Annotated in this window: 18 protein-coding genes; 8 read left to right on the top strand and 10 right to left on the bottom strand. The window is 62.7% G+C overall.

The features are described 5' to 3' along the window. Positions 1–50 precede the first annotated feature (50 nt). Genes BLM15_RS20255 through BLM15_RS20245 form a run of 3 tightly spaced genes read right to left on the bottom strand, consistent with a single transcriptional unit; the run spans position 51 to position 1617 of the window. Positions 51–830 (bottom strand): hypothetical protein, encoded by a 780-nt coding sequence (locus tag BLM15_RS20255; RefSeq protein WP_126114451.1) that lies wholly within the window; start codon positions 828–830, stop codon positions 51–53. Between the two features lie 34 nt (positions 831–864). Continuing rightward, positions 865–1233 carry a hypothetical protein gene (locus BLM15_RS20250; protein ID WP_126114450.1) on the bottom strand — a complete coding sequence of 123 codons (369 nt, stop codon included), beginning with the start codon at positions 1231–1233 and terminating at the stop codon, positions 865–867. 3 nt (positions 1234–1236) lie between these two features. Beyond that, on the bottom strand, positions 1237–1617 hold the full coding sequence (locus BLM15_RS20245) for a hypothetical protein (RefSeq protein WP_126114449.1): 381 nt from the start codon (positions 1615–1617) through the stop codon (positions 1237–1239). 314 nt (positions 1618–1931) lie between these two features. On the opposite strand from BLM15_RS20245, the gene BLM15_RS20235 reads away from it, so the two are divergent. The 4 genes from BLM15_RS20235 to BLM15_RS20220 all read left to right on the top strand — a co-directional run bounded on the left by BLM15_RS20235 (position 1932) and on the right by BLM15_RS20220 (position 4286). Next, a complete protein-coding gene (locus BLM15_RS20235) occupies positions 1932–2309 on the top strand; it encodes a hypothetical protein (protein ID WP_164547587.1) in 378 nt (125 codons plus the stop codon). A gap of 151 nt (positions 2310–2460) precedes the next feature. Further along, positions 2461–2964, top strand: a complete 504-nt coding sequence (locus BLM15_RS20230) for a copper chaperone PCu(A)C (RefSeq protein ID WP_126114446.1) — start codon at positions 2461–2463, stop codon at positions 2962–2964. 235 nt (positions 2965–3199) lie between these two features. Further along, a complete protein-coding gene (locus BLM15_RS20225) occupies positions 3200–3424 on the top strand; it encodes a hypothetical protein (protein ID WP_126114445.1) in 225 nt (74 codons plus the stop codon). Continuing rightward, entirely contained in the window at positions 3408–4286 is an 879-nt protein-coding gene (locus BLM15_RS20220; RefSeq protein ID WP_126114444.1) for an SDH family Clp fold serine proteinase, read from the top strand. Before BLM15_RS20225 ends, BLM15_RS20220 begins: the two co-directional genes overlap by 17 nt. Before the next feature lie 136 nt (positions 4287–4422). On the opposite strand, the gene BLM15_RS20215 is transcribed toward BLM15_RS20220, so the two are convergent. From BLM15_RS20215 to BLM15_RS20185, 7 genes are all read right to left on the bottom strand, one after another. Further along, positions 4423–5196, bottom strand: a complete 774-nt coding sequence (locus BLM15_RS20215; RefSeq protein WP_126114443.1) for a hypothetical protein — start codon at positions 5194–5196, stop codon at positions 4423–4425. A gap of 37 nt (positions 5197–5233) precedes the next feature. After that, the gene (locus tag BLM15_RS20210) at positions 5234–5959 is read right to left on the bottom strand and encodes an SOS response-associated peptidase (protein WP_126114442.1); all 726 of its coding nucleotides are present in this window, start codon (positions 5957–5959) and stop codon (positions 5234–5236) included. 9 nt (positions 5960–5968) lie between these two features. Continuing rightward, a complete protein-coding gene (locus BLM15_RS20205) occupies positions 5969–6178 on the bottom strand; it encodes a hypothetical protein (protein WP_126114441.1) in 210 nt (69 codons plus the stop codon). After that, complete coding sequence (locus tag BLM15_RS20200; protein ID WP_126114440.1) at positions 6156–6458, bottom strand: hypothetical protein; 303 nt, start codon at positions 6456–6458, stop codon at positions 6156–6158. The genes BLM15_RS20205 and BLM15_RS20200 overlap by 23 nt, the downstream gene beginning before the upstream one ends. Before the next feature lie 54 nt (positions 6459–6512). Continuing rightward, a complete protein-coding gene (locus BLM15_RS20195; protein WP_126114439.1) occupies positions 6513–6776 on the bottom strand; it encodes a DUF6894 family protein in 264 nt (87 codons plus the stop codon). A 112-nt stretch (positions 6777–6888) separates the two neighbouring features. Next, the gene (locus BLM15_RS20190) at positions 6889–7134 is read right to left on the bottom strand and encodes a hypothetical protein (protein ID WP_126114438.1); all 246 of its coding nucleotides are present in this window, start codon (positions 7132–7134) and stop codon (positions 6889–6891) included. Position 7135: 1 nt separating this feature from the next. Then, complete coding sequence (locus BLM15_RS20185) at positions 7136–7318, bottom strand: hypothetical protein (RefSeq protein WP_236846357.1); 183 nt, start codon at positions 7316–7318, stop codon at positions 7136–7138. Positions 7319–7531: 213 nt separating this feature from the next. On the opposite strand from BLM15_RS20185, the gene BLM15_RS20180 reads away from it, so the two are divergent. The 4 genes from BLM15_RS20180 (at position 7532) to BLM15_RS20170 (ending at position 12553) form a co-directional block, all read left to right on the top strand. Next, on the top strand, positions 7532–7717 hold the full coding sequence (locus BLM15_RS20180) for a hypothetical protein (protein ID WP_126114437.1): 186 nt from the start codon (positions 7532–7534) through the stop codon (positions 7715–7717). Positions 7718–7815: 98 nt separating this feature from the next. Continuing rightward, the gene (locus BLM15_RS31430; protein WP_164547586.1) at positions 7816–7989 is read left to right on the top strand and encodes a hypothetical protein; all 174 of its coding nucleotides are present in this window, start codon (positions 7816–7818) and stop codon (positions 7987–7989) included. After that, on the top strand, positions 7989–10355 hold the full coding sequence (locus BLM15_RS31940) for a phage tail tip lysozyme (protein ID WP_126114436.1): 2367 nt from the start codon (positions 7989–7991) through the stop codon (positions 10353–10355). Before BLM15_RS31430 ends, BLM15_RS31940 begins: the two co-directional genes overlap by 1 nt. 2 nt (positions 10356–10357) lie before the next feature. After that, entirely contained in the window at positions 10358–12553 is a 2196-nt protein-coding gene (locus tag BLM15_RS20170; RefSeq protein ID WP_126114435.1) for a hypothetical protein, read from the top strand. Positions 12554–12715: the final 162 nt, after the last annotated feature.

Genomic DNA, 12715 nt, shown 5'->3' with positions numbered 1-12715 from the left:
TGCGAAGGATTGGCAGCGGGCGCCCGCATAAGGCGCCCGGCTGGGGCGGCTCAGGCGTTGCGGGCGATGCGGAGAATTGAGGCGGCGATGCGCTCGCCGTAGCCCTCATGGAGGCTGACCGCGTTGCCTTTCCACACGACCCGCTGAATGTCCGGGACGTGCGCCACTGCCTGCAGCGCCTCGGCCTGGATCAGCACGCCGGCCATGGTCGCGGGCTCCAGCACCATGATGGCGCGGGTATGGGCCAACAGCGCATCCCGCGCTGCTTCCTCGGCCGCTTGAGCCGGGATGATGCCCGACGCGCGCCGGATGCCCGCACACTGGCTGTGATACGCATTGAGCGCTTCCAGCGTGCTTTCCCGCTCTGCCTCGAGGGCGCTCCATGCCGCGTTGGCTCGGGCGACGCGCTCGGGCTTGGCCCCCTTGCGCAAGGTGTGCGACGGTATCCGCGCGATGCTGTCCTGCAGCTTTTCGCGGTCCCAAATCCAAACGCAGTCCGGGGCCATACGGCCGGTCAGATCGGTTTCGGCCTGAGAGTAGGAGCCGGGGTTGTGGATGCTCTTGGGAGCGCTCGGCCACTTCGGCGCCCACTTCCGCACGATGGCTTCGCGGGCCTCAATCGCCTGCCGATAGTTGGCGAGGGCGAATGGAGTTTTCGCGCCAAGGTCCATCAGCTCGGCGGCCTCGGCAGGCGCCTGCGCACCGGCAGCGACCGCGATGGGGCCGGCGGCGGCAGTTGACGCGGCAGCGAGGCCGAGGAGCATGCGGCGGCGGTTGAAGATGGCGGAGGGCAAGCCGGTAGCGGCTGCCCGAACGATAGCGTTCGGCATTGGGTATCTCCAGCGATGTTGAAGGCGTTGAGGGTCAGTGCGTCTCTGGGCGCGAGAGGTCGTGCGCCAGGTCGGCGATATCCGCAGGGCTCTCGCCGCATCGGCAGGCGTGCATGATCAAGCGATGCGCTCGCTCGTGGCTTGCCCACCGGTCGGATGGGCGGCGACCACGCAGCTCCGCCACCACCAAATCAATCTCGGTGGCAATGCCTTCGAAGCGGGCGCTCAGATACTCGTGAAGAGCTGTACCCCGAATTCGCGGCGAGTTGGTCTTTGACGCAATCGCATCTTCGGCAGCTAGCAGGGCGTCATAAAGCGCGTCCAACTCCGAGATGGTGAGCCTGGAAAGGGGCGGCGTGGAAGCGGCCTGCGGCGCGCATGCGGCAGTGACGATAAGTGTCATGTCTTAGGCTCCCATTTGGTTGAGGGCGGCTTGCAGCCGATCGATGGCGGCGAAGTTCGCTCGGTCGCGGTAGTTCTCGCTGGCGATGGCCTGCCGGATCGCAGCGGCGTCGTTTCCGAGTGAGGTGGCGAGATTGACGCTCTCGGCGGCGCGCGCCCTCAGAGCAGCAACGGTGCGAACCTCCTGCTCGGCGCGCTGGCGAAGGGTGTAGGCCTCGCTCTTCGCCTCAACCCAAGCCTTCCGCAGAGCCCGCGAGCGCTGCTCATTTCGCTGGGCGGCTGTGTGACAGAGCATCAGCACGAAGCGGGCGTGCTCGTATGCCCGGCGCATGATAGCGGCCTTGTCGAACGCAACGCCGTTCAGGATGTTGAATGCGTGCGCCATGTGCTATCTAAGTCCTGCACCGAGTTAACTAGGTACAGTACCTACATTGCTAAATGGGTGCTGTCAATGCTTATCTAGGTGCCATACATAGCTATCTCATTAAGGGTTAAAGATGCTCACTACAGGCAACCAGCTGAAGGCCGCCCGCGTGTTGGCTGAGATAGATCAGACGGCGCTCGCGACCCTGGTCGGCGTGAACGTCAACACCATCAGAAACATGGAGGCTGCCGCCTCCGGCCCGATCGCTGGGAGGGCAGCTACGGTCCAGGCAGTACAGCGGGCGCTAGAAGCTGCTGGCGTAGACTTTCTCAACCATGGCCAGCCCGGCGTCAGACTGGCTAAGCGAGGCGGCGAATAAAGTGGATCAGCGCGAACTTGATCTAGCAGCAGACTACGCCAGGCACTCGGCCGAAGTCGCGAGATTGAAGGCTCGCGTCGAGCAAGCCGACAACCGGCGTTATGCTGCTTGGTTTGGCTGCATCCTTGGAGCGGCAGCTTTGATGGGCTTGGTATCCGGCAATCCTGAAATGAAGCCGTATGCGGCCGTGTTCCTCATCACGGGGATCTGCGGGGTGATTTGGCTGCTGATTGATCGGAAGAGCGCGGCGGAGGAAGTTGCGGCTCTGGCTCGCGCGACCCAGTACCGAGATAACGCTGCGCAAAGCCTCAAGGTGCGCGCCAACTCGACATGAGGGCGCACTCCGGGCTCCTGTAGACCTAGGCATTAGGCGCAATTGCAGACAACGAATACCCACCCGAGCGCACGCAAATGGCCTACCAGATGGGCGACCTTTTCCCCGACAACGCCGAAGCCGCGCGTTCCTCCATGGAGGCGCTCGCGCCGTGATCGACCTTGTTGAAGCGGTCAAATTCTTCGGTGGCATCGCTGGTCTAGGAACCGCCGGATTCACGATCTACGACCGGCTGTTGAAGAGCCGCCCCATCATCAGCATCTGCGCGGCGGAATCGTTCGGCGTGGGCCAAGCTTACCTGCGGATCAAAAATCGGTCTGACTTCGATGTCGTACTGACTGCCATCGAAACGAACAGCGCAGCCCGTGTCATTTTTCACGGTGATACGCGGTCGATCGTAGAGAACGTTGTAGGCATCGAGCAGCACCGAGCGCTCGCGCCGGGAGAAACCGTCCATTTGGAAATCACGCTGCCGTTCGAATTTCGCGAGACGCTGGAGCGGGGCGCCACGGCACTGAATTTCTGTGTTCGGTGGCATCGAGCGGCAGGGCCCACCTGGCTTCAAGGCTGGCGGCTCAGGGTTTCAATCCGAGGCTCTGACTTGCATCACATGTTGGTTGATGCATCACGGCGGAAGGTGGAGGCGCCTGCATGACGGTCCGCGAAGCAATAGCCTATCATCAGGCCGAGCATGCTGTGATCGGACAACGAATGCGCTCAGCTGTTGCGATGCGCATTCGAAGCCTCACGGTGCGACAATTTGACTCTCTGCTGTCAAGCGGTTGATCGTCGTTAACTAAATAGAAAGGGGCCTCCGCACTCCATGAATCGGTGTTTGTGCCGTGGCGTGGATTGTGCAAGCAGACGCTCCAGCACACGGGGAGATTGCCATGACCGTCGTCGGCGCATTTTGGCGACCACTTGGAGTCGGCAGCGCGCAGCGCTCTGACTACTCGCACCTCTCAGGATACTCAAACCAGTCGGTTCGAGTTGACCCGCACGTGCATATCGCTCCGAAGACCAGCCAGATGGACCTTGCGAAGGTCATTGAACTGGTGCGAGCGCGCCCGTCCACTCCAGTGGTTGAGGCGATCAAGGATGACGACAAAAAGTGAGGCGGCGGCAGCGGTACCCGCTGCGGAGGAGCAATTTCCGCGCGGTAAAGCAATGCCGCGACAGTCGCCACTCTTTTGGGTCACCGAGAAGGACCGATATCTTCGGCAGCTTTTGATCCGTGACATACAGGCGACCACGAGCCGCACGCTGCTCGTCTACTTTGGGCTGCCGGAGCTTGTCCAAGGACAGATTAGCCCTGGAGATGACGCCTACCTGATCGAGTTGCTGCGAGACGCGAAGGGCGGTCCGGTTGATCTGTTGATTGAGACGCCGGGCGGGTACACAGACGCGGCCGAAAAGCTAGCGTCAGTCCTGCGCCAACTTGCTCCTGATCTGCGAGTTATCGTGCCGTGCCGCGCTAAGAGCAACGGCACCATGCTAGCTGTCGTCGGGTCGTGCGTTGTGATGGGGCCGGGATCAGAATTGGGGCCAGCGGATCCGCTGATAACGGTCGCTCAGAACAACTCGATACCGGCACATTTTATCTTAAGTTCGCCGCCCGGCACCATTGATCCGATCTTCGTGCAAGCTGCTGCTCATGCCGTCGCGCAGACGACTAAACTCGCGACCGATTTGCTATCGACCGGGATGATGAGAGGCAAGACACCAGCCGAAATCGCAGCGACTGTTGAGGCGCTCTCTTCGCGCACTACTTACAAGTCACATGGGTCGGTGATCGATGCAGATGAAGCGACCCGGTTGGGATTGGATGTGCTCAAGCTCGACGTGAACGATGACCTTTGGAATCGGCTTTGGCTGCTTCGCTGCATGTATGACCACGATATCCGCAAGGCAGGCGCGGCCAAAATGTTCGAAGGGCCTTCGATAAGCAACACCCTTCGCGCTCCGCCTCCGCCCTAGCGCGGCCGAACGAGCACCCACAGTCCTATCGCCACTAGAGCGACCACCCGATCCTCAATGTCTGCGTCTCCCTTAAGGAGATTCAGATGCCGAGCAACTCTCAGGCTCGGGAAGGCCTCCCTAGGCGGGGGCTCCATCAGAGCGCTTCTAGCTCTGTCAGCATCAGCTCGCAGATTTCGACGACGGTAGCGTGGTCGCTCACCATTTGCGCATGAAGCCGAATAGGCCTCCCATCTTCAGGCCCATTGCCGAAGGCGTGCATCATCAGCGGATCAAAACGACCGAGGCGACGCATCTCAATTCCAAGCCTGTCAGCGTCTTCGTAGTCTTGACGTTGCCAAGCGGCGAGTTGGTTGCGCTCAAGGTCGCGGTACCGCTCTTCGTCAGCCGGTTCGAATATCCTAGGCGGGATGTAGAGCGGAATTCGATGCGCGAATGCATCTCGATAATTTTTTAGATATCCGAACCATTGATCCATCTGCTGCAAATAATCGCGAAACGCATCAGTTAGCGAATTTCGCACGCGCTCATACCGAGGGCCTAACCCTATCTCCATGGGTGGTATTGCACCTACAATTGGATCTCGGCGACCGCGCTCCAAGCACCAAATACGCGCGAGGTTATCCATTACACCGGTCGCGTGCATGATGAAGGCTTGCAGCAGTATTGCTGCTTCAGCCAATGCGTCGCTGTACGGATTGTCTGCATCTACCGGGAGCACCTGAAACAGCCTGTCGATGCACCACCGGATAGTCGTGAGTCGTCTTAGTGCTCCATGTCTGGCGTACTGCTGGGCGTCGGGGCTCACGAAAGCGTAGTCGAAGAGTCGATCCCGCGCGCGATCTTCCCGTTCCCGGTAAGCCCGCTGCATCTGGCCCATTCGTTGGATGTCTTCTTGGGTATAGGGCATAGTGGTGGGCAACCTCGAAATCGCGCAGGGCCGTTGCTTAGAAGAGGCTACCCTGCGGCGGCGGACCGTGCGCGGCCGGTGGCGCCTCGAACTCGACCGGTGCGGCCGTCGCAGGGTCATCATCACCAGCGCGGACGTTGTTCATGCGCCGGTTAACTATCCACTCCTGCAACTCCGGCGGCGCCTTCATCAGGATCTCCTTGTCGGCTGAGCCGACGAGCCAGGCGTCGAAGTCGTTGGGATGCAGCATCGCCGGCATGCGGTTGTGGATGCTCTCCATGAAGCGATCAGCGTCACGGGTGATGATGCTGGCGCTGATCACTTCTTCGCCGCTCTCGTCGTGCCAGCGCTCCCATATGCCGGCGAAGGCGAGGAGCGTGCCGTCCTTTGCGCTGATGTAATGGGGCGTCTTGTCGCCGTTCGCTTCGGTGGTCCACTCGTAGAAGCCGCTGGCCGGAATGATGCACCGGTTCTTCACATAGGCGCGCTTGAACAGGTTGTTGCTGTCGACCTTCTCGATGCGAGCGTTGATGTGCGGGATGACGCCCTTGAGCGAGCCCTTATGCCAGGGCGGGATCAAGCCCCAGCGCACCTTCCAGATTTCTCGGCCGGCCGGCGTCTTGACGATGATGTCGATCAGCGTGGTCGGGCCGATATTGTAGCGAGCCTGCTGATTGCGGGCTGGCTCGGCCGGGACTGTGAGCGGCTGGCTGAAGGCGTAGATCTCACCCCAGGTGTAGGCTTGGCTGAACCTGCCGCACATTCCAGACCTCTACTGCAAAGGCGCCCGCTTCGCCTGGATGGCGCTCGCGCGCGCCAGGAAGGCCTCAAGCTTAGCACTTGCTTCGGGTCTGAAGTGAAGGTCGATGATCTGCCCACCCAGCACTTCGACCGTAACAACCGTTCCGCCGGCAGCGTCTTCGGTGATGATCATCCGCTTGATCTGGACGACCTCAAGGTCAAGTTTTGGGAGCCGATCCATCTGCTACCTCGTCCGCGCGAAGGCGCCCTAACGGGTGGGCAACTGTGGATTTGGCGTCGAGCGTATCGCGCAAATAGCGCGCGACGGCCAACTCGGCCAGGTCGCTGGATGGATCGTCACGCCAGAGTGCGATCAGGATGTAGCCGAGCAACTCGCGCGCGCGGGATTGGTCAGTGGGCTCAACCGGCGCTTGCCGATTGATGACGATCCAGGCCACATCAAACGCGGCCGAGAGTTTGGCGAGCTCCTCCGGCGTCGTGACCAACGATCTAAACGGCATTCACGCCTCCCCCAGCTGCAGGGATATAAAGGCGCTAATGCGAAGTGTTACAAGCTAGGAATCGAGGCGCAGCCATTGCTCGCTGAGCGTCATGGTGGCGCTGTAGATTGGGACAGGCCCGCGCCGAACTAGGATGCCGATCGAGCTGTCCCCGCCCTGAGGAATATCGTTGTGAGCGAGGTCTGCGAGGCTCTGCAAGGCAGTTGCGCGCGCGGCTTCATCATCGGGCAGCTCAACGCCCTCGACATCGACAAGGTGCTTGTCGCCGCTGATGAGGTCGAAAAGATACTTGGGCATCTGACCACCGCGCTCACTCACATGTTCTCCCCCATGAAGCTATCGTAGCGATGCAGGTTCCGTCTCGGGGCCGCGGACAACCATAGGCGCCGCATAGGGACTGCCCTGCGCACGTCATGAAGCTCGCGGCCTTTCAGAAATCCTCGAGCCCTCGGCTGCCGTAGCCGGCCGCATCTTTCTTGGCATCGTGGAGCGCACCGTTGAGCTGCATGTCGGCCAGGTTCAGGGCGTCAGTAAGTGACTGCAGCGAGACGTAAACGGTCGTGCCCAGCGGGATCTCGCCGCACCATTTGCGGACCTCCCATTGAAAGGTGCGCAGCGTCGCCTTCATCTCCGCCGCCTTGCCAGGGTGCAGGCTACGTTGCGAGCGCTTGACCATCTCAGGCAATTTCTTCGTTGATCGGACGGCGAGCGCCTTCTGAAAATCGCCCACGTAGGAAGCCGTGCGAGGTCGCGCTGTCCGCCTGATGCAACAGGGCGTCGCGGTCCTCCAGCAGGGCGGCAATCGCAGCTCGGGCATCGCCTTTGAACTCGGCTAGCACTTCGTCGGCTCGACTGGTCATAGGGGCGCGCTCCGGCGCCATCGCTGGCTCGGGTGATGTCATGTCGCTCTGATCTCGGTTGTGAGAACATACAAAGAACATAGCTGGCAGAGAGTCAACGGCGATATCGGCTGAGCTAGGACAAGCTGGTTCGGGCTGTAACAGTTAAATAGCTGATATCATTGAGTATTTCTGCATATCAGCCTATTATGGCCGCCAACGCTGGAAGTCACGATGCAGACCGCTACCCGGAAGCGAACCGCCCACATCAACTTCGTCGCTGAGCCCGAACTGAGAGACGCCCTTCAGCAGGAAGCCGCTCGCCGCGATACGTCCATGTCGAGTGCTATCCGCGCGCTGGTCCGTGCGCAGCTCGCCGCGCAACATCCCGCCGGGCGGCAATTGGTGGGCGGCCAATGACCAACCTGTCTCATAGCTCCGTAGAGGCTGAGCCGCCGCGGCCGGAGAGCTTCGCGCCCTCGTTACCGACCGAGCACCACATTGTGGCGGCGGCGCTGATGGCCGAACGCCTCCGCGTCTTGTCGGAGCAATTGCTGCTGGTGCTCCAGCACGCCCCCAGGGATGCCGACATGTTCACCCGCGTCCACGGCGAAGCCCTGACAGCCTGGTGCGACATGGACGACCACTACCGGGCCTATCAGGCCATTCTCGAATGCAAAGGCCAGGGCTGATGGCGAACTACGGACCACCCGCTATCGACTTTTCCGGTTTGAACCAGGGCATCGCAGCCCTTGGTCAGGGTATCGCAGCATATCGTCGCCGCAGCCGCCTCAGCGAGCTTGGCAAGTCGCTCACCGGAGAGAACCCGGACTACGGCGCCGCCGCGCAGGGCTTCTTCGACGAAGGCGATTCAGACACGGCGCTCAAGATCCTGACCTATCGCGATAGCCTGAAAAAGCAGGGCCTGACGGAGAGCGCGACGCGCGACCTGATCGGAGCCATCGGGGGCGGGGCAGGCGGGCAACCGACGCAGTCTCTGGGGGCCCTTGGCCAGCCCGCACCAGTGGCGAACCTAGGCAACCCGACCGAGATCGAGAACCGTTTCCTCGGTACGGTCAAAGGAGCGGGTTTGACCAATCCGGTTGGTCTTGGCGCGGTCGCGGCCTATGGCAAGGCGGAAAGCGGGTTCTCTCCGCAGAACGTCAATCGCTCGTGGAATGATCCATCTGAGAGCGGTCAACCGGGCACGGCCGGCGGCATCATGTCGTGGCGTGCCGAGCGTTTGGCCAATCTCCAGAACTTCGCCAAGCAACGTGGCGAGGCACAGCCTTCGGTCGAGACGCAGGCCCTGTTCCTTGCGCAGGAAGACCCGACGCTGATCCCGAAGCTTCAGGCCGCACGGACGCCGCAGGAAGCCAACCAGATCATGGCGAATGCCTGGCGCTTTGCAGGGTACAACCGCGAAGGCGGTGAGAACGCACGTCGTGAAGCCCTAACGGCTCAGTATGCGAGCCGTTTCGGAGGTCAGGCGGACGTTCCGGCGCCGGGAGCCCAGCAGGCTGCTATTCCGGGCGACGGCGGCGGGTTCGCAATCCCCGGCCAGCCCTCGATGTCCGGTCGCACGTTCGACGCTATCACTGCCGGCGAATCACCATTGCAGCCGGTCTTTCAGTCGGAAGGCGCAAGCCAGCCTTGGATGGGAAGCGCGCTTCAGCGTCAGCAGCCTCGACAGGTTGCTCGCACCATGGCGCCTCAGCGACCCTATAACCTCGGCGCGGATTTGCCCGCCCCCGGTGCGGTCCCTGCCGTTGGCCAGATGCCCCAGGCCGTGCCCCCGGATCTATCCAATACGAACGACGCCGGCGCAAAAGCCTTTGCGATGTCGCAGGGTGCCAGTGCCGCGAACCCGGTAGCTGCAGCATTTCAGCAACCGGCCCCGCCCTCCGCGCCCGGCACCTCGCCCATGGCTCGTGCTCCTGCTCCCGCGCTCGGCCAAGGCGCTGCTCGGTCTGATATGCCGGCGCCAGGTGCTGTGCCCATGCAGGGACAGGCAGTCCTCAGCAGCGACATGCCCAGGCCGACCAATGCGGCCGAGTGGCGCGACGTGGTGCAGACCCGTCAGATGGAAAGTGCGAAAGGACAGGTTGGAAAGCTCGCTGCGGCCCTAGCCAATCCCAATCTCCCGGCCAACGCCCGCGCAGTCGGCGAAATCTTCCTGAAGGAGGCGCTGGAGAACTCGAAGGCACCCGATAGCGTCAAGGAGTTCATGTACGCCCGCTCGATGGGTTGGACCACAGCCAAGAGCCCGAACGAATACGCGAAGGAGAAATCCAAGACGACGCCGCAAGAGGAGGTCGATGGCCGTAAGGCTGCCGCCGCATCGATCGGCATGAAGCCCACCGATCCGCGATACGAGAGCTATGTGCTCACCGGCAAGACCCCGCGCGAGGATGCGCAACCGCTCACGGCGACGGACAAAAAAGCCATCCTCGAAGCAGACGAAGGCGTGCTCGCAGCCCAGACAGCCATCGGCGCGCTTAAGACCGCCAAGCAGCTTTCCCCGCAGGCGCTCGGCGGTTGGGGCGCTAGCGGCAAGGCTTCGGTTGCGAACAACCTTCCCGATTGGATGGTCCCGGATCGCTTGGTCGGCAGCCCGCAGAAGGGCGAGGCCACTGCCGAGCTGGAGAACGTCGTCACAAGCCAGGCGCTAGCGCAGCTCAAGTCCATCTTCGGGGCGGCGCCCACGGAGGGCGAGCGCAAAATCCTGATGGAAATCCAGGGCTCGATCGGCCAACCCGACAATGTGCGCCAGAAGATCTACGACCGGGGCATCGCCATGGCCGAGAAGCGTCTTGCCTTCAACCAGCAGCGGGCGGCCGAGCTTCGTGGTGGCGACTTCTATAAGTCCGGCAACGGCCAGGGGCGGCAGGCTGGTGGGGCTCAGGCAGCGCCGCAGCAGAGCCTACCTCAGCAGCAGCGCCAGTCCGTCTCAGCGCCGCCACAGGCCGTCGAGTTCCTGCGGGCCAATCCCGGCGCCCGCCAGCAGTTCGATGCCAAATATGGACAGGGCGCTGCGGCGTCCGTGCTGGGGCAGTAACGATGGCAGGAAACGTCTTCGACCAGTTCGACACGCCAGCCCCGGCTCAAAGTCGCGGGCTCACACCGACGCAGCCACCGGGTGGGGACAATGTCTTCGACCAGTTCGATGACGCGCCATCAGCGATTTCGACCGGCGGCGAATTGGCCGCTCCGCCGTCAGGCTTCGCCACGCGTGCACAGCGCGAGGGTAGCGAGACGGATATTCGGCAGGCCGGCTACCTTGCCGACGCTGTCCGCATTCGGCAGGAGCAGGACCGGGGCGGCGTCTTCGGCAATCTGGACGCTGCGGCGCGTGGCTTCGCCGGCTGGATTCCGGGCATGGACAAGCTGGCGGCCGGTGCTGATGCCGCGTTCGGACAAGGCGATGGCGCTTCCTTTGGCGAGCGCTATGGCTCCAATTTGGAGCGTCAGCGCGCCATGGACGAAGCAGACCGGCTGATGAACCCGGCCGCGCGCTTCGCGGGACAAGGTGCTGGCCTCGTAGGCACCGCCATGGTGCTGCCCGGCATCAATGTCGTCCGCGAAGGTGTGAGAGGTTCGGCTACGGCCAACGCTGCAGCTACGGGCGCGCTGTATGGCGCGGCAACCGGTGCGATCGAAAGTGACGGCGGGCTGACGGAAAAGGCTACGGCCGGGTTGCAAGGTGGCTTGCTTGGCGGGGCTATCGGCGCAGCGGCTCCTACCTTTGTTCGCGGAGCCGAGGCCTTCGCCCAAGCTACCGGTAAGCTCGCGGGCCGGGCCGCTGCCCCCTTCCGTGCCGCGGCCAATCCCGAGGCCGAAGCGGTCCGCAGGGTCAATGAAGCCCTTGCCCGCGATGGCGTGACCGAGCCGGCCGCGCGCCTCGCCGAACTGCAATCAACCGGCGCGAATGCCGTCATCGGCGATATCGGCGGCGAGACGACCCGCAGGCTCGCGCGGTCTGCCTCCAATCTTTCTTCGGAAGCCGGTGAAGCTTTGTCCGGCGCCGTGTCGGATCGCTTCGCCAGCCAGGGCGACCGCGTCGTCAGCATCCTGCGCGGCTTTGGCCCATCCGCCGCCGGCAAGACGATGGACGAGCTGGAGCAGGCCGCGCGCCTGGCTAATCGCCCAGCCTATGGCCGTGCATACATGCAAGGCGGCAACGGACTGTGGAACGACAATCTTGCATCTCTTTCGCAAGCTCCGGCCGTGCAGGACGCCATTCGCTCGGTGATCAAGACGGGTGCCAACAAGACGGTGGCCGATGGCATGCCGCCGATCCGTAATGCCTTCACCACAGACGCGGCCGGGAACCTGACGCGGGCGCGCCGACCGGACGGCTCGGTCGCGACGCCTAATCTGCAGTTTTGGGATTATGTCGCCCGCGAGCTTCGCGGCAAGGCGGGTGAAGCCGGCCGCGGCGGCAACAAGGATCTGGCCGGAGACTACACCAACCTGCGCCGAATGATTCTGAGCGAACTCGATACCGCTGTCCCGGCCTTCAAGGAGGCACGCACCGGAGCCGCACAGTTCTTCCAGGCCGAGGACGCGCTGGAGGCTGGGCAGAAATTTGTCACCTCGCGCATGGCGAACGACGAGGCGCGCAAAGGAGTCTCGAGGATGAAGCCGCAGGACCGTGAGCTGTTCGCGGAGGGCTTCCGATCGGATCTCATCGCCAAGATCCGGGAGATCGGCGACGGGCGGGACGTTGTGAAAGCCGTCTTCGGTAATCCGGCGATGCGCGAGCGGGTCGAAGTTGCCCTTGGCAAGAGTCAGGCAACCCAGCTTCAGGCAGCGCTAACGGTCGAGCAAGCGCTGCTGCCATTGCAGGCGGCAGTGAAGGGGAATTCGACCACCATCCAGCAACTGCTCGCGAGCGGCGCCGCCGCATCAACTCCAGCCGCAATTGGAGGTGCAGCGGGCTTCCTTCAGGGGCGTGATACCGCGAGCACTGTTGCAGGAGCGCTTGCTGGCGCAGCTCTCCGACGCGGCAACACGAAGATTCAGCAGGGCTTGGCCAAGGAGATCGGCAAAATGCTGGCTTCTGACGACCTCAAGCTAATCCAGCGGGCCTCACATATCGCGAGCAAGAGCCCGGCCGTGATGCGCTTCATTCAGGACTTCGCGGACGAAGCGGCCAAGCTCGGCGGCCTATCAGCCTCGCCACTTGAGGTAACGGTCAGGCCGAGGGGTGCGCCGGTAAACCTGCCAGCCGCAGCAAACGACGAACAGCGATAGGCCCCAGGGATGAGCAGGCAACATCAATACAGCGGCCATCAGTGCAGCCTCGGCGGTGTCCTTCATTTCTCGCCCAGGCGACGCTTTATGCTCTCATCGGCGGCGACCACGACGGCGCCCACAAGCAAAATGGTGAAGGCATATGGCCCGAGCCATCCGAGC

Source organism: Bosea sp. Tri-49, assembly GCF_003952665.1.
Classification (GTDB): Bacteria; Pseudomonadota; Alphaproteobacteria; order Rhizobiales; family Beijerinckiaceae; genus Allobosea.
This window is presented reverse-complemented; position numbering and strand designations above follow the sequence as displayed.

Coding starts and splice junctions, on each gene's coding strand:
- BLM15_RS31430 (WP_164547586.1), top strand. CDS start 7,816: ATGGCCGAACGCCTCCGCGTCTTGTCGGAGCAATTGCTGCTGGTGCTC.
- BLM15_RS20225 (WP_126114445.1), top strand. CDS start 3,200: ATGACCGTCGTCGGCGCATTTTGGCGACCACTTGGAGTCGGCAGCGCG.
- BLM15_RS20185 (WP_236846357.1), bottom strand. CDS start 7,318: ATGACCAGTCGAGCCGACGAAGTGCTAGCCGAGTTCAAAGGCGATGCC.
- BLM15_RS20250 (WP_126114450.1), bottom strand. CDS start 1,233: ATGACACTTATCGTCACTGCCGCATGCGCGCCGCAGGCCGCTTCCACG.
- BLM15_RS20170 (WP_126114435.1), top strand. CDS start 10,358: ATGGCAGGAAACGTCTTCGACCAGTTCGACACGCCAGCCCCGGCTCAA.
- BLM15_RS20205 (WP_126114441.1), bottom strand. CDS start 6,178: ATGGATCGGCTCCCAAAACTTGACCTTGAGGTCGTCCAGATCAAGCGG.
- BLM15_RS20210 (WP_126114442.1), bottom strand. CDS start 5,959: ATGTGCGGCAGGTTCAGCCAAGCCTACACCTGGGGTGAGATCTACGCC.
- BLM15_RS20255 (WP_126114451.1), bottom strand. CDS start 830: ATGCCGAACGCTATCGTTCGGGCAGCCGCTACCGGCTTGCCCTCCGCC.
- BLM15_RS20180 (WP_126114437.1), top strand. CDS start 7,532: ATGCAGACCGCTACCCGGAAGCGAACCGCCCACATCAACTTCGTCGCT.
- BLM15_RS20215 (WP_126114443.1), bottom strand. CDS start 5,196: ATGCCCTATACCCAAGAAGACATCCAACGAATGGGCCAGATGCAGCGG.
- BLM15_RS20235 (WP_164547587.1), top strand. CDS start 1,932: ATGGCCAGCCCGGCGTCAGACTGGCTAAGCGAGGCGGCGAATAAAGTG.
- BLM15_RS20220 (WP_126114444.1), top strand. CDS start 3,408: ATGACGACAAAAAGTGAGGCGGCGGCAGCGGTACCCGCTGCGGAGGAG.
- BLM15_RS31940 (WP_126114436.1), top strand. CDS start 7,989: ATGGCGAACTACGGACCACCCGCTATCGACTTTTCCGGTTTGAACCAG.
- BLM15_RS20245 (WP_126114449.1), bottom strand. CDS start 1,617: ATGGCGCACGCATTCAACATCCTGAACGGCGTTGCGTTCGACAAGGCC.
- BLM15_RS20200 (WP_126114440.1), bottom strand. CDS start 6,458: ATGCCGTTTAGATCGTTGGTCACGACGCCGGAGGAGCTCGCCAAACTC.
- BLM15_RS20190 (WP_126114438.1), bottom strand. CDS start 7,134: ATGGTCAAGCGCTCGCAACGTAGCCTGCACCCTGGCAAGGCGGCGGAG.